This window comes from Micromonospora noduli, assembly GCF_003264365.1.
In the GTDB taxonomy this organism is placed as follows: Bacteria; Actinomycetota; Actinomycetes; order Mycobacteriales; family Micromonosporaceae; genus Micromonospora; species Micromonospora noduli.
The window spans coordinates 46,691-67,657 of record NZ_PYAK01000007.1 but is presented as its reverse complement, the minus strand read 5'-3'; the positions used below and the strand labels follow the sequence as shown (position 1 = coordinate 67,657).

The window sequence follows — 20,967 nt, the reverse complement described above, 5'->3', positions numbered from 1 at the left end:
ACCGGGGCCCGTTTCCATAGGTCTGAACGACGGTCAGAAGTCGCCGCCGCCGAAGTCCCCGCCCCCGAAGTCGCCGCCGCCGAAGCCGCCACCACCGAAGTCGCCACCACCGAAGTCCCCACCGGCGTAGTCCCCGCCGCCGAAGTCCCCACCCTGGTCGCCGCCGCCGAAGTCGCCGCCCTGGTCACCGCCGTCGCCGCCCTGGTCGACACCGTCACCGAAGCCCTCCTGGTAGCCGGCGTCGTAGCCGTACCCCGGGTCGGCGAAGGCGGGAGAGAAGAGCGCGTCGGCAATCAGGATGCCGCCGAGCACACCGGCGCCGGCACCCAGCGCGGTCTTCCACCAGGGCGTCGAATACCAGCCGGCGGGCACCGGGCGACCCTGATAACGCCCACCGGGGTAGTAGTAGGGCGTTTCCCGGCCGGGTTGCGGCCCGGCCCGGAAGGTCTGCCCCTGCACATCGACCTCGCGCTCCTTGGTGAGCTGCCCCACGCCGCGGGCGGCGGCCAGGGTCGGCACCTCGGGGCCCGGATCGATGCCCAGCGCCGTACGCGCCGCCCGGATGTACGCCAAACCCTCCAGCGCGGTCTCCCGGGCCAGCCCGAACTGGTGCGGCGTGGACGCCTGCTCCAGCTGGGAGCCCGCCGCGTTGTACCGCTCACCGGCGTCGGCCAGCGCCTGGCGTACCGCTGGGTCGTCGCCGTGCAGGTTCATCAACTGGCCGCCGAGGCGCTCGTACCACCGCTGCGCCTCCGCGCGGGCGTCGCCGAGCTCGGTGCGCCGACGGGCACCGGCCTGAGCGCGGATGAGCGCGGCGGCGCCCAGCGCGCCGACCAGCACAACGGCGAGGCAGAGCACAAGTTCCATGTCATCGAACGTACCCCCGGGTCGCACGTCGTATCCGTCTGGCAAGCTCCGGTGATGGACGTCTCGACGCTGCTCCTGGTGATCGTGTGCCTCGGCGCCGGCGGGGCGGTGGGCTGGCTCGCGGCCCGGTCCCGGTCGGCCGCCGACATCGCCCGCCTGGATGCCACCCTGGCCGCCACCCGGGAGGGCGAGGGTCGGCTGGAGCAGTCCATGCGGGCGTTGAGCTACGAGGCCACCGCGCAGTCCCAGGAGGCGGTGGCCCGGGCGGTCGCGCCGCTGCACGACACCCTGCGCCGCTACGAGCAGCGGGTGGCCGAGCTGGAGCACGACCGCGTCGACGCGTACGCCGAGCTGCGTGAGCAGGTCCGCTCGATGAACGCGGTCTCCGGTGAGCTGCGCACCGAGACCAAGCAGTTGGTGGCTGCGCTGCGCGCACCGCAGGTGCGGGGCCGCTGGGGCGAGCACCAGCTGCGCCGGATCGTCGAGGCGGCCGGCATGCTGGAGCACTGCGACTTCTCCGAGCAGGTCACCGCCGCCACCGACCAGCAGGTCGTCCGACCGGATCTGGTGGTCCGCCTGCACGGTGGCCGCTCGGTGGTGGTGGACGCGAAGGCCCCGTTCGACGCGTACCTGACAGCCATGGAGGCCCGCGACGAGCGCGGCCGGGACACCCACCTCGACGCGCACGCGCGGCACCTGCGGGGGCACGTCGACGCCCTCGCCGCCAAGTCGTACTGGTCGGCGTTCGACAACTCACCCGAGTTCGTGGTGCTGTTCGTCCCCGCCGACCCGTTCCTCGACGTCGCGCTCCAGCGGGACCCGACGCTGCTGGAGCACGCCTTCACCCGCAACGTGGTGCTCGCCACGCCGGCCACGCTGGTCGCCCTGCTCCGCACCGTGGCCTACTCCTGGCGGCAGGAGGCACTGGCCCGCAACGCGCTCGCGGTGCACACCCTCGCCCGGGAGCTGTACGGCCGGCTCTCCACCCTGGGCGACCACGTTGGCAAGCTGGGGTCCTCGCTGGCCGGCGCGGTGACCGCCTACAACCGGGCGGTCGGCTCGCTGGAGGCCCGGGTGCTGGTCAGCGCCCGCAAGCTCGCCGAGTTGGGCGTCTCGGACGACGAGTTGGCCACGCCGGCCCAGGTCGAGTTGACGCCCCGGCAGCCGCAGGCCCCCGAGCTGGCCGATCCGGCCGACGAGGTCTCGGCCCGCTAGCCATCTATGTGACAGTGTGTGTGCCCGCATGTCACGAACTGGTCACAAGGGACCGACCAGTAGTGACAGTGCTTGTCGACACCCCGAAAGATTCTGCTCACCCGAGCGCCCTTCTCTGAAGGGCCCTGTTCTCTGGAGGTAAAGAGAACGTGAGCAGACTTCGAAACCTGAGCCGGCGCACCTCAGCCGCGCTCTTCGCGTCGGTCCTGGCGGCGAGCGCCATGACGACCATGGGTGGTGCCGCCACCGCGGCCGCCGCTCCCGCCACCACACCGGACGCTTCCCCGGCCACCGCCGCCGAGACGCTGGGCGCCCACGACGCCAAACTGCTCAGCGAGGCCCGCGCCAAGAAGGCCCCCACCGTCACGTTGATCGTCGCCACCGAGAAGGGTGAGGCAGGGGACGTCGCCGACAGCCTCACCAAGCTCGGCGGCACTGTCAGCCAGCGGCAGGACCGGGTCGGCTTCGTGCTGGCCAAGGTCCCGACCGACCGCGTGCTCAAGGCGGCACGGCTGCCCGGCGTCTCGGCCGTCGACCTGGACGAGGTCATCCAACTGCCGGACCCGGCCCCGGAAAACACCCCCACCGGCACCGCCGGCGCGCGGCAGGCCACCGTCGGGGCGCCGGGAGAGACCACCCCGGCCGACAACCCCTACATGCCCACCAACGAGACCGGCGCGGTGGCGTTCACCGCGGCCCACCCCGAGTGGGACGGCCGGGGCGTCACGATCGGCATCATGGACTCCGGTGTGGACCTTGCCCACCCGGCGTTGCAGCAGACCACCACCGGCGAGCGCAAGATCGTCGATTGGGTCACCGCGACCGATCCGCTGGAGGACGGCTCGTGGCGGCGGATGCAGGCCGAGGTCGCCGGCCCGTCGTTCACCATCGCCGGCGGCACCTGGACGGCACCGGCCGGCACGTACCGGTTCAACCTGTTCAGCGAGTCGGTCACCACCGCGAGCGACGCCCGGGGTGACGTCAACCGCGACGGCGACACGACCGACACCTGGGGTGTGCTCTTCGACCCGGCCACCAACAACATCCGGGTGGACGCCAACCAGAACCTCAACTTCACCGACGACCCGGTCATGCGGCCGTACAAGGAGAAGTACGACATCGGCTACTTCGGCACCGACAACCCGGCGACCCCGGTCGCCGAGCGGCAGCCGTTCGTCGTCGAGTTCCGCAAGAACGTCAACACCACGCCGATCGGGCTGCCGGGCACCTACGACTACGTCAACATCGGCATCGTCGAGAGCACCCACGGCACCCACGTCGCCGGCATCACCGCCGCCAACGACATGCTCGGCAACGGGGCCTTCGACGGCGCCGCGCCCGGCGCCAAGCTGGTCTCCGCCCGCGCCTGCTCCTGGGGCGGCGGCTGCAGCGCGGCGGCCCTGACCACCGGCATGATCGACCTGGTGGCCAACCGTGGCGTCGACATCGTCAACATGTCGATCGGTGGCCTTCCCGGCCTGAACGACGGCAACAACGCGCGGACGAACCTCTACAACGAACTGATCGAGACGTACGGCGTGCAGTTGGTCATCTCGGCCGGCAACTCCGGCCCGGGTCTCAACACCATCGGCGACCCGTCGGTGGCCAGCAACGTGATCAGCGTTGCCGCCAACATCAGCAAGGACACCTGGCTGGCCAACTACGGCTCGGTCGTCAAGAAGAAGAACGCACTGTTCAACTTCTCCTCCCGTGGCCCACGCGAGGACGGCGGCTTCAAGCCGAACATCGCCGCCCCCGGCTCGGCCATCTCCACCGCACCGACCTGGCAGCTCGGCGCCCCGGTCCCCGAGGCCGGATACGCGCTGCCCCCGGGCTACGCGATGCTGAACGGCACCTCGATGGCGTCTCCGCAGACCGCCGGCGCCAGCGCGTTGCTGCTGTCGGCCGCCAAGGCCACCGACCGGGGCGTCAGCCCGGCGGCACTGCGGCGGGCGCTGTTCACCTCCGCCAAGCCGATCGCGGACGTGCCGACGTACGCGCAGGGCTACGGCATGGTCAACGTTCCGGGCGCCTGGCAGCTGCTGCGCCAGGGCGTCGAAACCCGGTCGTACGTCTCCGACGCGCCGGTCTGCAGCCCCCTCGCGGAGCAGCTGACCATCTGGAACGGTGTGAAGTTCGTACCAAACCCGGGTCGGGGCACCGGCGTCTACAACCGTTGCACCTCGTCCGAGGGTGGCCACAAGGTCGGCCAGAGCAAGACGTACCCGGTCAAGCTCACCCGCACCAGCGGCCCGGCCGGCACCATCAAGCACAACATCACGCTCCAGGGCAACGACGGCACCTTCAAGGCACCGAAGACCGTCGCGTTGCCGCTCAACAAGGCCGTCACCATCAGCGTCACCGCCAAGCCGGCCACCGAGGGTGCGCACGGCGCGATCGTGCGGATCGACGACCCGGCCACCAACGTCGTCGACTTCGAGGTGTCCACAGTGGTGGTGGCCTCGAACGACGTGAAGAAGCCCAACTTCTCGTACACCAATGAGGGCTCGGTCGACCGCAACGGCTTCACGTCGTACTTCGTCACGGTGCCGGAGGGTGCCAAGGCCCTCCAGGTGAACCTCTCCGGGATCGCCACCAGTTCGCAGACCCGGTTCATCGCGATCAACCCGTTGGGTGTGCCGGTGGAGGCCACCACCAGCACCGTCTGCTACACCAACTTCTCCGACGTCAACGTCTGCAAGCCGCAGGAGCGTGACTACCAGAACCCGCTGCCCGGGGTCTGGGAGATCGAGGTGGAGTCGCGGCGGACGTCCCCGGCGCTGAACAACCCGTTCAAGCTCCAGGCGCGGGTGCAGGGCCTGACGGTCGAGCCGGCGCTGGTCGAGCTGCCCAGTGTCGAGGCCGGCGAGCCGACCCCGGTGAGCTGGAAGGTCACCAACGCCTTCGGTCCGGTCTCGATCAGCGGCCGCAGTGGCGCGCTGACCGGTGTGCGGACCGAGCGTCCGACCATCACCGAGGGCGGTCCCAACCAGGAGTGGACCGTCGAGATCCCGGCGGGTACGTCGACGTTCACCGCCCGGATCGGCAACCCCGCCAACGCGGGAGCCGACCTGGACCTGTTCGTCTACCGGGGTACCACCGAGGTCGGCCGGGCCGCGGACGGCGACTCGGAGGAGGCGGTCACGCTGACCAACCCGCCCGCTGGCACCTACCGCGTCGTGGTGGAGCCGTACGGGGTTGACGGGCCGGGGACCAGCACCGCCTACGACTACTACGACGCGTTCGCGTCAGCGTCGCTGGGCACGATCACCGCTCCAGCCGTCGCGGTGCCGCTGATGCACGGCGAGTCGGCCACCATCACCGGCACGGTGACCGCGGTGGCCGTTCCGGCCGACGGGCGTCAACTCTCCGGTGAACTGGCGATCGTCACCAGCGAGGGTGCAATCGTGGGTCGCGGCAACGTGTCCATCGGTGCCGTGAACTGATCCACTCGTAACACCAGCAGGAGCCCGTCCCCACGTTCGGGGGCGGGCTCCCGCGTGTCAGGGGTGAGTGGTCAGGATCGGTGGGCGGCGGTCACGACGAACGGGGTGCCCTGCTGGCAGGTGGTCATCATGCCGGGCTCCACCCGACCGGTGACCTCGACCCGGGCGCCCGGCGTCAGCACCTCACGCGGGCCGCCGAGCAGCAGGTAACCGTCGAGCAGTACGCAGCCGGGCTCCACACCGCCCTGCACGGTGCCGCTCAGGGTGGTGGCCCCGACGCCCGGCGGCGTGCTCGGGCCGCCCGGTTTCGGAGTCTTCAGGCCAGGCGGCACGGACCGGGTGCCGGTCTCTGGCGAGGGCGTCGGGTCGGGCGTGGGCTGGCTGGTCACCGGCTGCGCTCCCGTCGGTGTCGGGGTGGGTGTGCCGCCCCCGACACCCTGGCCGCCGCAGGCGCTCAGCGCCACGCAGACGGCCAGCGCGGGGACGGCGAGCCGAAGAGTCCTCATGCCGAATCTGACGTACGCCGACCCGAGTTCGTTCCCGCGCTTCAGCCGCGCGCCGCAGCGGCCTTCATGTCCCGCCTCAGCTCCTGCGGAAGCGAGAACGTGAGCCGCTCGTTGGCGGTGGTGATCTCCTCGACGTCGGCGAAGCCACGGGCGGCGAGGTGGACCAGCACCTCCTGGACCAGGTCGTCCGGGACACTCGCGCCCGAGGTCAGGCCGACCGTGGTGGCCCCCTCCAGCCAGGCGTCGTCGATCTCGTGCGCGAAGTCGACCAGGTGACCGGCGCGGGCGCCGGCGTCCAGGGCGACCTCGACCAGGCGGACCGAGTTGGAGGAGTTCGTCGAGCCGACCACGATCACCACGTCACAGTCGGCGGCGATCTCCTTGACCACGTGCTGCCGGTTGGAGGTGGCGTAGCAGATGTCGTCGCTGGGTGGGGACTGCAACAGCGGCAGCCGCTGCTTGAGGCGGGCCACCGTCTCCAGCGTCTCGTCGACCGAGAGCGTGGTCTGGGAGAGCCAGACCACCTTCTCCGGATCACGTACGGTGATCTTGTCGGCGCCGTCCGGGCCGTCCACCAGTTGGATGTGCGCGGGGGCCTCACCGGCGGTGCCGATGACCTCTTCGTGCCCCTCGTGGCCGATGAGCAGGATGTCGTAGTCCTCGGCCGCGAAGCGCCGCGCCTCGTGGTGCACCTTGGTGACCAGCGGGCAGGTCGCGTCGATCGCCTTGAGCGACCGCGCCTTGGCCTGCTCGTGGACCTCCGGCGCCACACCGTGCGCGGAGAAGACGACGGTGGCGCCCTCCGGCACCTCCTCGTTCTCCTCCACGAAGATCGCGCCCTGGGCCTCCAGGGTCTGCACCACGTGCTTGTTGTGCACGATCTGCTTGCGCACGTAGATCGGAGCGCCGTAGAGCTTCAGCGCCTCCTCCACGGTCTGCACCGCGCGGTCGACACCCGCGCAGTAGCCGCGGGGCTTGGCCAGGAGCACGCGCTTGCCGGTCCGGTGAGTCGCCTGAGCCTCAGTCACCACCCCATCGTACGTGCCACCCCGCAGCCCGGCACCGGCCCGCAACCCACCCCCAGCCCCCGGTGATCAAGAGGTTTGCGTCAGAAACGCGCCCAGCGCCGACGCAAACCTCTTGATCACCGGGGAGGTCCGTAGGGTGGGCGGGTGAGCGAGGGTGGGCGGGTGGGAAGCGGCGGGGCCAGCAGCGCTGAGGAGCCTTGGCCGGTACGGGTGGTCAGCCAGAAGGTGGGGGCCTGGATCGCCAAGCTGGGCTGGGTGTGGGTGGACGGGCAGGTGGCGCAGATCAGCCGCCGCCCCGGGGCCAGCACTGTCTTCCTCACCCTGCGTGACCCGTCGGCCGACCTGAGCCTGACCGTCACCACCAACCGGGACGTCCTGGACTCCGGCGCGCCAGAGCTACGCGAGGGCGCACGTGTGGTGCTGCACGCCAAGCCCGAGTTCTACGCCGCCCGGGGCACGCTGAGCCTGCGGGCCGACGAGATTCGCCAGGTGGGGCTCGGGGAGTTGCTGGCCCGACTGGAGAAGCTCAAGAAGCTGCTCGCCGCCGAGGGGCTCTTCGACCGCGCCCGCAAGCGTCGACTGCCGTTCCTGCCCGGCCGGATCGGGCTCATCACCGGCCGCGCGTCGGCGGCGGAGCGGGACGTGCTGACAAATACCCGGCGGCGCTGGCCGGCGGTGGAGTTCCGGACTGTCAACGTGGCCGTGCAGGGCCCGTCCGCGGTGCCACAGATCGTCGACGCGCTCAAGGTGCTGGACGCCGACCCGAGCATCGACGTGATCATCATCGCCCGGGGTGGCGGCGGCATCGAAGATTTGCTGCCCTTCTCCGACGAGGCGCTCTGCCGCGCGGTGTTCGGCTGTCGTACGCCGGTGGTCAGCGCGATCGGCCACGAGACGGACGCGCCCTTGATCGACTACGTCGCCGACGTCCGTGCCTCCACCCCGACCGACGCGGCGAAGCGGGTCGTCCCCGACCTCACCGAGGAGGTACGCCTCATCGGTCAGGCCCGGCACCGCCTCGAACGGGCGGTGCGCAACCTGGTCGACCGGGAGACGCACCGGCTCGACGGGCTGCGTTCGCGGCCGGTGCTGGCCCGGCCCCAGGTGATGGTGGAGCATCGGGCCACCGAGCTGGCCGCGTTGCGCCAACGGGCCGGCCGCTGCCTGGAGCACCGGCTCGCGGCCGCCGAGGATGACCTGCGGCACACCCTCGCGCGGCTGCGCGCCCTCTCCCCCGCCGCCACCCTCGACCGGGGGTACGCGATCGTGCAGCGCGCGGACGGCCACGTGGTCCGCGCGGCGGCGGAGGTCGGTAAGGGCGACCCGCTGCGGGTACGACTGGCCGACGGCGAGCTGGCCGCCACGGTCGATGGCTGAGTGGCGACGCGGCGCGGTGGGGAGCGGTGTGCTGAGATGAAGGCGATGACTGACGACACGAAGGCCGGGCCGGACGAACGGCTCAGTTACGAACAGGCCCGCGCCGAGCTGGCCTCGGTGGTGGAGCGGCTGGAGGCCGGCGGCACGTCACTGGAGGAGTCGCTGGCGCTCTGGGAGCGCGGCGAGGCGCTGGCGGTGATCTGTCAACGCTGGCTGGATGGTGCGCGGGCGCGGATCGACGCCGCCCGGCAGGAGCCCACTTCCTGACCGACCGCCGGTGGGGCGGCCGGAGCCGCCCCACCTCGGTACGTCAGTTGAACAGGCTGTACAGCTCGGCGGGCGCCTCGACGACCTGGTCCGCCGGCGGCTTCTGCGCGGCGGTGGCGGCACCGTAGTCGGAGTAGGTCATCTTGACCTCCTGGGCGGCGGTCTGCCCGGCGGCCGGCAACTGCAGCACCAGCTCGCTGAGCCGGCCCTGCGGGTCCACCTTCGCGGTGAAAGGGACGGTCTTCGCCTGGGTGCCCAGCGCGGCGATCGTGGCGGCGTTCAACGAGCCCGCCTCGGCGGCCTTGGTGACGTCGATGGTGCCGGCGTACGCGCCGGTGCCGGTGCTGCGGACCTCGGTGATGCCCTGGGTGAGCACCGCGCTACCGGCCGGGTCGACCTTCTCGAAGTCGAAGCCGAGGTTGCGGTTGCCCTTGATCCGGTTCTGGTCAAGGTGCTGGTACTTGCCGAGGTTGAGCTGTTTGATGGCGGGCAGGCTGTCGGCGGTGGGGCCGCTCAGCTCCAGCTTGACCCAGCTGTCCGGCTTGAAGTGGACCACGTCGAGCTTCATCGCCAGGTCAGCCGAGGGGCCACCGATCGCGATCTTCATCGCCGCGCTCTGGCTCGGCTGGTGCACCAGCCCTTCCGCCGTCGAGCCGGCGCCGGCCAGGGTGAACCGGAAGTTCCCGTTGCTGATCTCCTTGGTGGAGTCGAGCAGGGCCTGCTTGGCGTCACCCGCCACCGGGGCACCGGACGGGCTCGCCGTGCCGGACGCACTCACCGTCGGGGACGGCGTCGATCCGGCGGTGCCGGTGCCGGTTCCGCTGGCGCAGGCGGCCAGTGCGGGCGTGATCAGAGCGGCGGCTACCAGGCCGGCGCCGAGTCGTCGAACAGTCATACGTGTCTCCCAAGGGGGTCACCCGACGACCTGGACGGCGCCGGAAACCGGGCGACGCAGCAGCACCGTCGGCTGCGTCGCGCGACCCGGGCCGAACAGCGCGCCCGGATCACACCCTCCTTGTTCCCTGTCGACGGGTCGGACAATCACCCTTCGGGCCTGTTGCCCAGATTCGGCGCCAGCGGGGCCGAACCACCGGGTCGGTCAGCGCAGCGAGCCGGCCAGTTCGCGGAGTTCGTTGTCCCGGGCGTCGCCGACGACGATCACCGTGCGGGTCGGCTCCAGCAGGACCAGCGCCTGCTGGTTTCCCCGGGCCGTGTAGAGCTGCCAGGTGCGCCCGGCCAGCTCGGTGGGGCCCTGTGGCTGGCCCTGACTGGTCAGCTCGGCGGGGAGCAGGCGGTCCGCCGGGACGCTGCTCTGCAGCAGTTGGACGCCCCGCCCCTCCGGCGTGAGGTAGCCGAGTCGCAGGTTCGCACCGTCCTCGACGGTCTGGTAGCGGGCGCTCACCGTCTTCCAGTCGCCGCCGAGCCCCTGCGGCTGGCTCACCGGAAAGACGTTCGCCGAACGTGCCTGCTCGATGGCGGGCGCCGGATCGACGGTGGCGGCCTGGTCGCCGCCGAGGAATCCCCGGTAGAACGCCAGCAGCAGCGCGATCGGGACGAGCAGCACCAGCAGCGAGATCGCCATGTCCTTCGGCGACCGCTCGGACTTGCCGGACACCGCCGGCGGCGGTGGGGTCGGGTCGGTCGCGGCGGGCTCACCACCGCGGCCGGCGGGGACGTCGGCCGGCGGCTGACCGTCGGGCGGCGTGCGGTCGGCGGGTACGCGGTCGGCTGGCTGTGCGGGTTCCACCCCCTTATCTTCGCAGCCGCCCGACCGGCGGTATCCGGGCCATCACCGCCCCGCGCCGACGCCCGGTCGGCCATCGTGTGAGGATCAGCGACAAAGCCGTCAGTGGGGGCCTCCCCGCCGCCGGTCGTCCCCGCACCGTCGCGAGGAGGAGTAGCCGTCATGACGAACACCAGGACGCGGATCCCACAGGATCTCGACCGAAACCTTGCCCTCGACCTGGTCCGGGTCACCGAGGCCGCGGCGATGGCCGCCGGCCGGTGGGTCGGCCGGGGCGACAAGGAGGGCGGCGACGGAGCCGCGGTCGACGCGATGCGCAAGCTGATCAACTCGATCCAGATGCGCGGTGTGGTGGTGATCGGCGAGGGCGAGAAGGACAACGCCCCGATGCTCTTCAACGGCGAACACGTCGGCGACGGCACAGGCCCGGAGGTGGACGTCGCCGTCGACCCGGTGGACGGCACCACCCTGATGAGCAAGGGCATGCCGAACGCGGTGGCGGTGCTCGCCGTCTCCGAGCGCGGTGCGATGTTCGACCCCAGCGCCGTTTTCTACATGGAGAAGCTCGCCGTCGGGCCGGCGTACGCCGACGTGATCGACATCAACGCCGGCGTGGCGGAGAACCTGCGCCGGATCGCCAAGGTCAAGGGCACCGACGTCTCCGAGGTGACCGTCTGCGTGCTGGACCGGAGCCGTCACGACGACCTGGTCGCACAGATCCGTCGCACCGGGGCGGGGATCCGGTTCATCTCCGACGGCGACATCGCGGGCTCCATCGCGGCGGCCCGGGGCGAGTCGGACGTCGACGTCCTGATGGGCATCGGCGGCACCCCGGAGGGCATCATCTCCGCGTGCGCGCTGAAGTGCATGGGCGGTGCGATGCAGGCCAAGCTGTGGCCGCGCGACGAGCAGGAGCGGGAGAAGGCGATCGCCGCCGGGCACGACCTGGACCGGGTGCTGGGCACCGACGATCTGGTCACCGGCGACAACTGCTTCTTCGTGGCGACCGGGGTCACCTCGGGCGACCTCCTGCGCGGGGTGCGTTACCGGGCGGGCGGCGCGTACACCCAGTCGATCGTCATGCGCTCGAAGAGCGGCACCATCCGGGTGATCGACTCGTACCACCGGCTGGAGAAGCTGGCGCTCTACTCCGCTGTCGACTTCGATGGTCGTCCGCTGGCCGAGCAGGAGTGACAGCCACCGACACGGCGACCCCGCAGACCCTGTCGGCCGCCCGCCGGATCACCGGCGTCGCGCTGGCGTCGGCCTCCGGGGTCGCGGTGGCGGTGCAGTCGCGAATCAACGGCGAGCTGGGGGTACGCCTCGACGACGGTTTCGCCGCCGCGGTCGTCTCGTTCGGCGTCGGTCTGCTGGTGCTGCTGGTGCTGGTGCCCGCGACCCCCGGTGGTCGGCGAGGGCTGGCCGCGACGCGGCGGGCCCTGCGGACCGGCACGCTGCGGCCCTGGCAGTGCCTCGGCGGGATGTGCGGAGCCTTCCTGGTGGCCACCCAGGGCCTCACCATCGGCACGTTGGGCGTCGCGGTCTTCACCGTGGCGGTGGTCGCCGGCCAGACCGGCAGCAGCCTCGCCGTGGACCGGGCCGGGATCGGGCCGACCGGCCGGCAGCCGGTCACCCGGCAGCGGCTGGCCGGCGCGGTGCTCACCGTGCTGGCGGTCGGCCTGGCGGTCGGCGACCGTCTTGGCGACCCGGGCGCGCTGGCGCTGGCCCTGCTACCGCTGCTCGCCGGGGTGGGTATCGCCTGGCAGCAGGCCGTCAACGGCCGGGTCCGGGCGGCGGCCGACAGTGCGTTGACCGCCACGCTTGTCAACTTCGCCGTCGGCACTGTCACCCTGCTCGTCGCGTTCGCGATCGACATCGCCGTACGCGGCTGGCCCGGCGGCCACCTGCCGACCGAGCCGTGGCTCTACCTGGGCGGCCCGATCGGCATCGTGTTCATCGCGATCGCTGCCGCGATCGTCCGCTTCACCGGTGTGCTGCTGCTCGGCCTGGCCACCATCGCCGGGCAGATCGTGGGCGCCGTCCTGCTGGACCTGATCCTCCCCACGGCGGCCTCGCACCCCGGTGTGAACACCCTGCTCGGGGCGGCGCTGACCATGGTGGCGGTGCTGGTCGCCGCGCTGGCGCCACCCGCCCGCCGCTGACCAAGCCCGTCCGCCGAACGGTCAGCCCGGCGGGAGCCGTGGCGGGGAGGGCGGCCGGAGCTGCGGAGGGTAGGGCGGATCAGGCACCGCCGACGGGCGCGGAGGGTAGGGCGCATTCGGGTAGGGCGGGCGCGGCGGGTACCGGCGCTCGAACCCACGGGCCGGGTCCACCAGCCCCGCGATCCGGGTGGCCAGCAGCACGCCCGGCACCGCGCCCAACAGGGCGAGCGGCACCGCGAACCGGGTCTGCGACGGGGTGCCGTGCAGCCAACCGATGAGCGGCAGCCCGGCCAGGACGGCGGTGAGCAGAAGCCCGGTCAGGGCCCACCTGATCCACCGGGGCAGCGCCCCCTGATAGGAGGCTCGGACGACCAGGGTCACCGCCGTCAGGAGGCACGCGGGCAGAACGACGACCAGCAGGGCATCGAATGTCGTTGAGTCGTCGTTGCGCTCCCAGGCCAGGGCCAGCACGATCCCCACTGCCAGCATCACCCCGCTGCCGGCGATTCCCCACCAGCGTGGACCTCCGCCGCGGCGGATCGCCAGGTGGGCAGCGAGCAGGGTGACCGTGACACCGAGGGTCAGCGCGAGCGCGAAGGCGAGAAACGCGTCGGTGCCGCGGCCGGCGGGTCCGCCGCCGCCCTCCAGCACGAGTGCATCGTCCGAGCGTGCCTCAGGTGAATCCCGCTGGCTGAGGAAGCCGGCCCGCCGCCACCCGCCGTCCGACCCTCGGCGCAGGAAGCCGTCCCGGCCGTTTGCGACCAGCACCTCGTGGCCGCCGTCGGCGGCGGGATAGACGATGAGATCACGGGAGGCGAAGTGCCGGCGAATGTCGCCCGGACTGTCGAACCGACGGGCGAACGCCTCGCGGCGCACGTCCGCCACCTCCCAGACTCTCTGCCACGTCGCACCGGCGTCGTCGCTCTGCTCCACCCGCAGGTGACCGGGGACCGCCCGGTAGCACCGCTGTGGCTGGGCCGGCACGCACGCCTGCCGCTGCCCGACCTCTGGACGGGACAACCGCTGTTCCTCGGCGGCCTCGGCGGGTCGCCAGGTGGTCCCCCCGTCCGCACTGACCGACCAGTTGCCGTCGGCCGGCTCGGCCGGCCAGCTCTCGTTGTCGTAGCCCGAGCCGATCGAGACGGCCGGCTGACCGTCGAGCAGAGCGGTGCTCACCGCGTACGGATAGTGGATCACGCTGGTCGCGGCCACCGCCAACACCGCCGGTGGCAGCACCACCAGCAGCCGGACCAGCCGGGCGGTCCGTTGGCGGACCGGGCGGCGACGTGACCGCGTCCAACTCCACCAGGCCAAGCCGAGCGCCGGCAGGGTGAGCAGGTCGGTCCAGTCCGCCCGGACCAGCGACGGCCCGGCCAGCACGGTCCAGGCGGAGGAGGCGAGTTCGGCGGCGTACCCGCTGGATTTGACGACAGTGAACCCGGCGCCCACCGCGACCAGGCCGGCCACCGCGGCGGCCCGGGATGGCAGCCGTGGCACCAGGAGGGTCAGCAGCACCGCGACCAGCGGCGGGGCGAGCACCAGACCGGCGATATCGCTCAGCTTGCCGGTCACCAGGCCGGGGAAGGCCCCCTTCAGCACATGGTCGTTGACCAGCAGCAGGACCAGCGCGAACAGGCTGGCGGGGTGGCAGAGCCAGGAAAGCGTGGTGGGTGCGCCGTCCTGCGGTGTCGCGGAACCCGTCATGCCCTCAGGATCCGGTCGACCCGTCTCGATGCGGACTCAGGTCGGCCTGGGTCCGATACCGACGCTCAGCCGGCGTCGGAGGAGTGCCCGGGGAAGAGGTGTGCGCTCGGGTCGATGGCCACGGCCGCGTTGTTGACCGCCGTCGCCGCCTCACCGAAGCCGGTGGCGATCAGCCGGACCTTGCCCGGGTATTCGGTGATGTCACCCGCCGCGAAGACCCGGGGCAGGTTCGTGGCCATCGCGCTGTCGACCAGGATGTGCCGGCGGTCCAGCCGTAGCCCCCACTCGGCGAGCGGGCCCAGGTCGGCCGTGAAGCCGAGGGCGGCCACCACGACGTCCACCGGCAACGTCTCGGTAGCGCCGCCGCGTACGGTCACCTCGGCACCGGTCACCACGCCGTCCCCGAGGAGCCTGGTGACCTCGGCGTTGACCACCACCCGCACCGGCAGGGACAGCACCCGGGCGACAGTCGAGGCGTGGGCCCGGAACTTCTCCCGGCGGTGCACCAGGGTCACCGACCTGGCCAGCGGTTGCAGCGCCAGCGCCCAGTCGAATGCGGAGTCGCCGCCACCGACGATCAGCACGTCCCGATCGGTCAGCTCGGTCGGCTCGGTCACGAAGTAGACGATTCCCGAGCCGGGCGCGCCGTCGGCGCACGGCAACGGCCGAGGGCTGAAGCTGCCGAGCCCGCCGGTGACCACGATCGCGCCGCACGCGAGCTGCTCGCCACCGGCCAGGCCGAGCACCGGGCGACCGTCGGCGTACGCGAGCTTCTCCGCCCGGGTGCCGAGCAGGTACTGCGGACCGAACGGGGCCGCCTGGGCCACCAGGTTGGCCACCAGGTCGCGGCCCTTGACCGCGGGGAAACCGGCGACGTCGAGGATCAGCTTCTCCGGGTACATGGCGGTGACCTGACCGCCTGGCTCGGGCAACGCGTCGATCACCGCCACCGACAGCCCTCGGAACCCGGCGTAGTACGCGGCGAAGAGGCCGGCCGGACCGGCCCCGATCACGGCGACATCGACCTCGCGCATGGCGTACCGTCGCTTTCCGCTCACGGATCAACGCGTGCTGATCTCGACCGTAAGCGGGCGGCGACGGTCGGGCAAGCACCTTCCAGAGGCACGCCGGAGAATCGCCTCAGGGCAGGCTGAGCGTGGAGCCCGAGTAGTCCGGGCCGCCCACGGCGGGCCGCCGCCGACGGAACAGGACCGCCGCCACCACCCCGCCGAGCAGGCCGAACAGGTGCCCCTGCCAGGAGATTCGCTCATCGGTGGGGAGGATGCCGACCAGCTGCCAGCCGTAGAGCAGGCCGACCAGGAGGAAGACAGCGAAGTTCCACCAGCTGCGCTCGACGATGCCCCGGGTCAGCAGGATGCCCAGGTAGCCGAAGATGACACCGCTGGCGCCGACCACCACCGAGTTGGGTGAGCCGGTGAACCACACGCCGAGCCCGCTGACCAGGATGATGACCAGGGTCGACCAGAGGAAACGGCGGGCGCCGGCGGCGAGGACGAAGGTGCCCAGCAGGATCAGCGGGATGCTGTTGCTGTAGAGGTGGTCGAAGCCGTGGTGCAGGAACGGGGAGAAGAAGACCCCGTCCAGCCCGTCGATGCGCTGCGGGATGATGCCGGCGGTGGCGTCCAGGCCGAACGCGAGACCCTGGTCGACGGCCTCGATGAGAAAGAGAAACGGGACCACCGCGCACATGGCGACGAACGCCCGGCCGAGCGCGGCGTAGAACGCCTCGGTGCCGAACCGGTAGGGGTCGCCGCTTGACGGGTGCAGGGTCACTCCACAACTGCTATCAGCAAAAGCGGCCGACCGCCACTCACGTCCCGTCCGGGTACGCGCGAAGGCGGGGCGAGTGGAGAGCCACCTCCCCGCCTTCGAGAGCCGTCAGTAGTGGTTGTTGTTCTGGAAGTAGGTCCAGGCGCCGCAGGGCGTCTTGTACCTGCCCTTGATGTAGCCCAACCCCCACTTGATCTGCGTGGCCGGGTTGGTCCGCCAGTCGGACGCGATGGAGCCCATCTTGCTGCCCGGCAGAGACTGCGGGATGCCGTACGCACCGGACGAGGAGTTGCTGGCCTTGTGGTTCCAGCCGCTCTCCTTGGTCCAGAGCTTCTCCAGGCAGGGGAACTCGGCGATGCCGAAGCCCGCGCTGATCATCAGTGCGCAACCGGTCTTGCGGTTGCCGCTGTACTCGGCGCAGGACGCCGGGATCGGCCCGTCGTACGGCTTGGCGGGCGCGTTGGCGGCGGCACGTTCGCGCTTGCGGGACGCCGCGGCGGCCTCGGCCCGGCGGGCCCGCTCAGCGGCTTCCTTGGCAGCCTGCTTCGCCCGCAGCTTGGCCTGGTACTCGGCGGCCCGCTGCTTGGAGAACTGCACCTGGTGGGCGGCCTGCCGCTCGCGCTGGTACGCGAGGTCGGCCCGGTCGACCTCGAGACTGACCTGCTCGGTCAGACCCTGTTGCTGGGTTTCCCGGTCTTCGCCCAGGTAGAAGCCACCGGCAACGCCCACGGAGAGCAGCGCTACAGCAGCCGTACGGGCGCCCAACCGGCTCCACAGCCGACTCACGAAGTGGTCCCTTCGTCGGGAGCAAGGACGTGGCGCGGCGCAGACCACAGGTGGGCCGTCAGCCGTGCCACGAGCGCCCCGACCGGTTGCCGGTCGCGCCGACGCACCGACCTTCGCTGATGTCGTCCGTCTCGGGACGAACGATCGCCAACGATTCGGTGGTGCATGGACGCTCGTGGGACACGATTGCGCACAGTGAGGCTGATGGGAAACCAACCAGGCCGTTTGTGATCTGCGCCACATCGAAAATGCGGACATAAATCCACATAACACCCGTCAGATCGGGATGTCCTCCAGGAGGTCGGTGACCATCGCGGCGATCGGCGACCGCTCCGAACGGCTGAGGGTGACGTGCGCGAAGAGCGGATGACCCTTGAGCGCTTCGATGACAGCCGTCACCCCGTCGTGCCGGCCGACCCGCAGATTGTCCCGCTGCGCCACGTCGTGGGTGAGCACCACCCGGGAGCCCTGCCCGATCCTGGACAGCACGGTCAGCAGCACCCCGCGCTCCAGCGACTGGGCCTCGTCCACGATCACGTAGGCGTCGTGCAGGCTGCGCCCGCGGATGTGGGTCAGCGGCAGCACCTCCAGGATGCCCCGTGAGGTGACCTCCTCCAGCACGTTCTCGTGCACCACCGCGCCGAGCGTGTCGAAGACCGCCTGGGCCCACGGCGACATCTTTTCCGACTCCGAGCCCGGCAGGTAGCCCAACTCCTGGCCACCGACGGCGTACAGCGGGCGGAAAACGATCACCTTCTTGTGCCGGCGGCGCTCCATCACCGCCTCCAGCCCGGCGCAGAGCGCCAGCGCCGACTTGCCGGTGCCGGCCCGGCCACCCAACGAGACGATCCCGATCGACTCGTCCAACAGCAGGTCGAGAGCGATTCGCTGCTCGGCCGAGCGGCCGTGCAGCCCGAACGCCTCCCGGTCGCCCCGGACCAGACGCACCGACTTGTCCGGCAGGACCCGACCGAGCGCGGAGCCACGCCCCGAGTGCAGCACCAGACCGGTGTGGCAGGGCAGCCCGGCCGCCTCGTCGAGATCGAGCGTCTCGCCGGCGTACAGCTGGCCGATCTGCTCCTCGCTCAACTCCATCTCCGACATGCCGGTCCAGGTCGGGTCGCTGGCCTGGCCGTGGCGGTACTCGTCGGCACGCAGACCCACCGAGGCCGCCTTGACCCGCAACGGCATGTCCTTGCTGACCAGGGTCACCTCCCGCCCCTCGGCGGCGAGGTTGAGCGCGACGGAGAGGATCCGGGCGTCATTGCTCTCGGTGCGGAAACCGGGCGGCAGGACGCCGTCGTCGGTGTGGTTGAGCTCCACCCGCAGGGTGCCGCCGACGTCGTTGGCGGGCACCGGGCGGTCGAGTCGGCCGTGCCGAACCCGCAGGTCGTCGAGCATCCGCAGCGACTGCCGGGCGAACCAGCCCAGCTCCGGATGGTGCCGCTTGCCTTCCAGCTCGGTGATGACCACCAGAGGTAGCACCACCTCGTGCTCCGCGAACCGGTGGAACGCCGCCGGATCGGAGAGCAGCACCGACGTGTCCAGGACAAAGGCCTGGCCGGCTGGTCGTGGCTCCTTGGGGTCGGCCGGCGCGGTGGCCGCCGAACGGCGGCTCCTGGTGGCTCGGCGGGGCGTGGCAGTCGCGGCCGGGGTCTGGTCGGCACCGGCGATGGTACGGCGAGTCGTCACAGGCCTGCTCCGACGGATGGGCACCCGCCACCCGTGTTCCGCCTCCTCCGGTGCCCGGGGACACGGGGTCGGATGCGGAACCCCATGCGCGAGGTCGCAGATCCGGGCGGACCGGCTGGCTCGGGAGAACCCCGTGCCATGCCTAGACGCTAGCCCCGCCTGACCTTCCCGGCTAGAGGCCGAACGTGGATCTCCCAAGACGCGCTCATGAACAGCGCTCCGTCGACGTTCTCACCAGCCGTGAGACCGGCGGCGAACGCGGCGGACCCGGCCGGGATGCATGCCCCCTGCGCGCATCCCGGCCGGTGGGGCCACCGTCACCGGTCTGACGTGACCCCGACGGTGCGTGTCCGCCGCGGACGACGCACCGCGCTCGTGGTGCCGGTGGGCGGGGCACCCCCCGCCGACCGACCTCAACCGGTACGTCGGACGAGCGTGCCGGTCGGGTGCCGCCCGGTGATCGGGGCGGCCGGCGCGCTGAACGACGAGCCGGTGTACGTGGTGCCGGGGCGTTCGACGGCGCCGGCGGAGCGGACCACGCCCGCGGGCGAGACCGACAGGGCCGAGGCGATCGCCGCCTGGGCGTCCCGACGACGCCGGTTCCAGGCACCCCGGTCACCGTCGAAGTAACCCTGCCGGTAACCGAAGCGGTAGCCGATGCGGTAGCTGAGCTGCCCGTGTAGCCGGCCGGCCGCGTAGCTGGTGGCACCGAGCACCAGGACGAGGAACACCGCGAGAAACGGGCTCATCGGGCAGCTCCGGCCCAGCCGGGACGCCAGGTCATCGCTCCTCCGGCTCGATCGTGGTGGGGTCGGCGACGAGCAGCCGGTCCAGGTCGTCGGTGCTGACCTCCTCGACCAGCTCGACGCTGATCCGGCAGCCGTCCAGCACGACCTCGGCCACCGAGGACCGGCGGATCTCGCCGCCGGCGTCGTAGACCCGGACGCTCAGCTCCGGGCAGCCGAGATGGGTACGCCAGGCGTTCCACTCGGCACGATCACCGACGCTCAGCGACAGGTAGCGGCAGCCTCGGGCCAGGTAGAGACGCCAGGGGGCGGTCAGCCCCGCGGCGACCCCCTCGGCGATCAGCCCGAAGGCCTGGGCGCGGGTGGCGAGCTCGGTCACCACGACCCCCTGGCACCGGGGGCGTGACGCATGTGAGCACCAATCGTCTCATGCACGTGACACACCGTAGATTGTCCCATGGGCGTGACAGTATCAGCTTTTCGTCCGCTTACGTTTGCCACTACGTTCATCTATTCTGCCCGCGTGACACCCCTCAACAGTGGCACTGACTCGTTTACCGGAAATCCGAACGCCTCGTCACGTCTGCGTGACAGTGGCGAGCCGGGGCGCGCACCCGCAGCCGGCTGGCCGTACCGTCACGGAGTGACCGAGACGGCCAATGCGCGGAAGATCGCCTTCGCCACCTTCGTCCGGCGGGCCCTGGACGAGGCACGGGCGACCCGAGCCTGGAGCGGCACCGAGGTGTCCCGGCGCACCGGCGTCTCCCGGCAGACCATCAACCGCTGGGTCCGGGGCGACTGGGCCAGCGACCCGGAGGCCGAGCGGGTGGTCGCCTTCTGCGAGGGCCTGGGGTTGAACCCGGCCGCCGCCTTCGCCGCACTCGGCTGGGACCGCGCCGCGGCCGGCCCCCGCACCGGCCAGGCCGCCCCTCCGATGGACCCCGACGTGGAGGCGCTGCTGCGCCGTCTGGTCGATCCGCAGGTGTCGGACGCGGAGAAGTTCCACATCCGGGAAACCATCAGATACCTCGCATACCGCCCAACGTTGCCGGTCGATGTCCGAAAAAGGGGCAATCAGGCAGGCTAGTTCCTCAGATAGCGAAAGAACGCCTGGTCAGGTTCATTCGTTTGCCTCCGGGGCTGGAACGGGCACGCTAGCGTCCCTATTCGTACTGCTTGGGCTCGTCATCGGCGGGGGGACGGGACAAGGCCGAACCCAGCCCTGCGGGACAGAAGGAGGGGTCTGTCCATGACCCTGAAGTGGTTGGCAGTCGTGGTCGCAACGGTGTCGGTGACACTGTGGGCGACCGGCAACACGGTGACCCTCGCGGTCGACGGCGGGCAGCTGCCGCTGCTCGTCAACCTCTTTGCGCTCATCACCGCCGGCACCGCGGTCGTCCTGGCCGTCGTCGCCGAGCTGCACGAGCGTCTGAACAACCGAATCAGCGCGCTCACCGAGTTCCTGGTGGCACGGCTCAACGAGATCGAGAACCACACCGGCGATCGCAACACCGGGTTCGTGGAGGGCTACCTGTTGAGCCACGGCCAGGAGGCGGCAGTGGTGCCGTTCGGCCGGCGCGGACGAGGAGCCGCCGAACGCTGATCGCCTACCGCTCAATGGGTCCGCTCGGCCAGG

Annotated in this window: 20 protein-coding genes; 8 read left to right on the top strand and 12 right to left on the bottom strand. The window is 71.3% G+C overall.

Annotation, left to right across the window (positions count from 1 at the left end):
• Positions 1–33: 33 nt before the first annotated feature.
• Positions 34–867: a hypothetical protein gene (locus GUI43_RS07975; RefSeq protein ID WP_112581940.1), complete on the bottom strand. Its 834-nt coding sequence runs from the start codon at positions 865–867 to the stop codon at positions 34–36.
• A gap of 54 nt (positions 868–921) precedes the next feature.
• Here GUI43_RS07975 and GUI43_RS07970 point away from each other — a divergent pair, with 54 nt between their 5' ends.
• Both GUI43_RS07970 and GUI43_RS07965 read left to right on the top strand, forming a co-directional pair.
• Complete coding sequence (locus GUI43_RS07970; RefSeq protein WP_112698465.1) at positions 922–2,082, top strand: DNA recombination protein RmuC; 1,161 nt, start codon at positions 922–924, stop codon at positions 2,080–2,082.
• A gap of 149 nt (positions 2,083–2,231) precedes the next feature.
• A complete protein-coding gene (locus tag GUI43_RS07965; protein WP_112698464.1) occupies positions 2,232–5,528 on the top strand; it encodes a S8 family serine peptidase in 3,297 nt (1,098 codons plus the stop codon).
• A gap of 71 nt (positions 5,529–5,599) precedes the next feature.
• Here GUI43_RS07965 and GUI43_RS07960 read toward each other — a convergent pair whose 3' ends face one another.
• On the bottom strand, positions 5,600–6,034 hold the full coding sequence (locus GUI43_RS07960) for a hypothetical protein (RefSeq protein ID WP_112581935.1): 435 nt from the start codon (positions 6,032–6,034) through the stop codon (positions 5,600–5,602).
• Positions 6,035–6,075: 41 nt separating this feature from the next.
• On the bottom strand, positions 6,076–7,062 hold the full coding sequence (locus tag GUI43_RS07955) for a 4-hydroxy-3-methylbut-2-enyl diphosphate reductase (protein WP_091397205.1): 987 nt from the start codon (positions 7,060–7,062) through the stop codon (positions 6,076–6,078).
• Between the two features lie 144 nt (positions 7,063–7,206).
• On the opposite strand from GUI43_RS07955, the gene xseA reads away from it, so the two are divergent.
• Positions 7,207–8,439 (top strand): exodeoxyribonuclease VII large subunit, encoded by a 1,233-nt coding sequence (gene xseA / locus GUI43_RS07950; RefSeq protein ID WP_249037680.1) that lies wholly within the window; start codon positions 7,207–7,209, stop codon positions 8,437–8,439.
• A gap of 45 nt (positions 8,440–8,484) precedes the next feature.
• Entirely contained in the window at positions 8,485–8,706 is a 222-nt protein-coding gene (locus GUI43_RS07945) for an exodeoxyribonuclease VII small subunit (protein ID WP_030486721.1), read from the top strand.
• A 43-nt stretch (positions 8,707–8,749) separates the two neighbouring features.
• Here GUI43_RS07945 and GUI43_RS07940 read toward each other — a convergent pair whose 3' ends face one another.
• Positions 8,750–9,601, bottom strand: coding sequence for a hypothetical protein (locus GUI43_RS07940; protein ID WP_112698463.1), 852 nt, complete (start codon positions 9,599–9,601; stop codon positions 8,750–8,752).
• A gap of 204 nt (positions 9,602–9,805) precedes the next feature.
• Positions 9,806–10,453 carry a DUF4245 domain-containing protein gene (locus tag GUI43_RS07935; protein ID WP_112601925.1) on the bottom strand — a complete coding sequence of 216 codons (648 nt, stop codon included), beginning with the start codon at positions 10,451–10,453 and terminating at the stop codon, positions 9,806–9,808.
• A gap of 159 nt (positions 10,454–10,612) precedes the next feature.
• Between GUI43_RS07935 and glpX the strand changes: the two genes are divergently transcribed.
• Positions 10,613–11,644, top strand: a complete 1,032-nt coding sequence (glpX, locus tag GUI43_RS07930) for a class II fructose-bisphosphatase (protein ID WP_091394313.1) — start codon at positions 10,613–10,615, stop codon at positions 11,642–11,644.
• On the top strand, positions 11,641–12,612 hold the full coding sequence (locus GUI43_RS07925; protein ID WP_112581930.1) for a DMT family transporter: 972 nt from the start codon (positions 11,641–11,643) through the stop codon (positions 12,610–12,612). Before glpX ends, GUI43_RS07925 begins: the two co-directional genes overlap by 4 nt.
• A 21-nt stretch (positions 12,613–12,633) precedes the next feature.
• On the opposite strand, the gene GUI43_RS33780 is transcribed toward GUI43_RS07925, so the two are convergent.
• The 7 genes from GUI43_RS33780 to GUI43_RS07890 form a co-directional block, all read right to left on the bottom strand.
• Entirely contained in the window at positions 12,634–14,316 is a 1,683-nt protein-coding gene (locus GUI43_RS33780) for a hypothetical protein (protein WP_170158696.1), read from the bottom strand.
• Between the two features lie 65 nt (positions 14,317–14,381).
• On the bottom strand, positions 14,382–15,350 hold the full coding sequence (locus GUI43_RS07915) for an NAD(P)/FAD-dependent oxidoreductase (protein WP_112581928.1): 969 nt from the start codon (positions 15,348–15,350) through the stop codon (positions 14,382–14,384).
• A gap of 106 nt (positions 15,351–15,456) precedes the next feature.
• Positions 15,457–16,110 carry a rhomboid family intramembrane serine protease gene (locus tag GUI43_RS07910; RefSeq protein WP_112581927.1) on the bottom strand — a complete coding sequence of 218 codons (654 nt, stop codon included), beginning with the start codon at positions 16,108–16,110 and terminating at the stop codon, positions 15,457–15,459.
• Positions 16,111–16,215: 105 nt separating this feature from the next.
• Positions 16,216–16,893 (bottom strand): aggregation-promoting factor C-terminal-like domain-containing protein, encoded by a 678-nt coding sequence (locus tag GUI43_RS07905; RefSeq protein WP_112581925.1) that lies wholly within the window; start codon positions 16,891–16,893, stop codon positions 16,216–16,218.
• Positions 16,894–17,169: 276 nt separating this feature from the next.
• A complete protein-coding gene (phoH2, locus tag GUI43_RS07900) occupies positions 17,170–18,585 on the bottom strand; it encodes an RNA 5'-3' helicase PhoH2 (RefSeq protein ID WP_112581923.1) in 1,416 nt (471 codons plus the stop codon).
• A gap of 413 nt (positions 18,586–18,998) precedes the next feature.
• Positions 18,999–19,334, bottom strand: a complete 336-nt coding sequence (locus GUI43_RS07895) for a hypothetical protein (RefSeq protein WP_091394339.1) — start codon at positions 19,332–19,334, stop codon at positions 18,999–19,001.
• A 31-nt stretch (positions 19,335–19,365) separates the two neighbouring features.
• Positions 19,366–19,710 (bottom strand): hypothetical protein, encoded by a 345-nt coding sequence (locus GUI43_RS07890; protein WP_030328857.1) that lies wholly within the window; start codon positions 19,708–19,710, stop codon positions 19,366–19,368.
• 264 nt (positions 19,711–19,974) lie between these two features.
• On the opposite strand from GUI43_RS07890, the gene GUI43_RS07885 reads away from it, so the two are divergent.
• A complete protein-coding gene (locus GUI43_RS07885) occupies positions 19,975–20,418 on the top strand; it encodes an XRE family transcriptional regulator (protein WP_091394342.1) in 444 nt (147 codons plus the stop codon).
• Between the two features lie 162 nt (positions 20,419–20,580).
• Positions 20,581–20,934: a hypothetical protein gene (locus tag GUI43_RS07880; RefSeq protein ID WP_091394345.1), complete on the top strand. Its 354-nt coding sequence runs from the start codon at positions 20,581–20,583 to the stop codon at positions 20,932–20,934.
• The last annotated feature ends 33 nt before the right edge of the window (positions 20,935–20,967 follow it).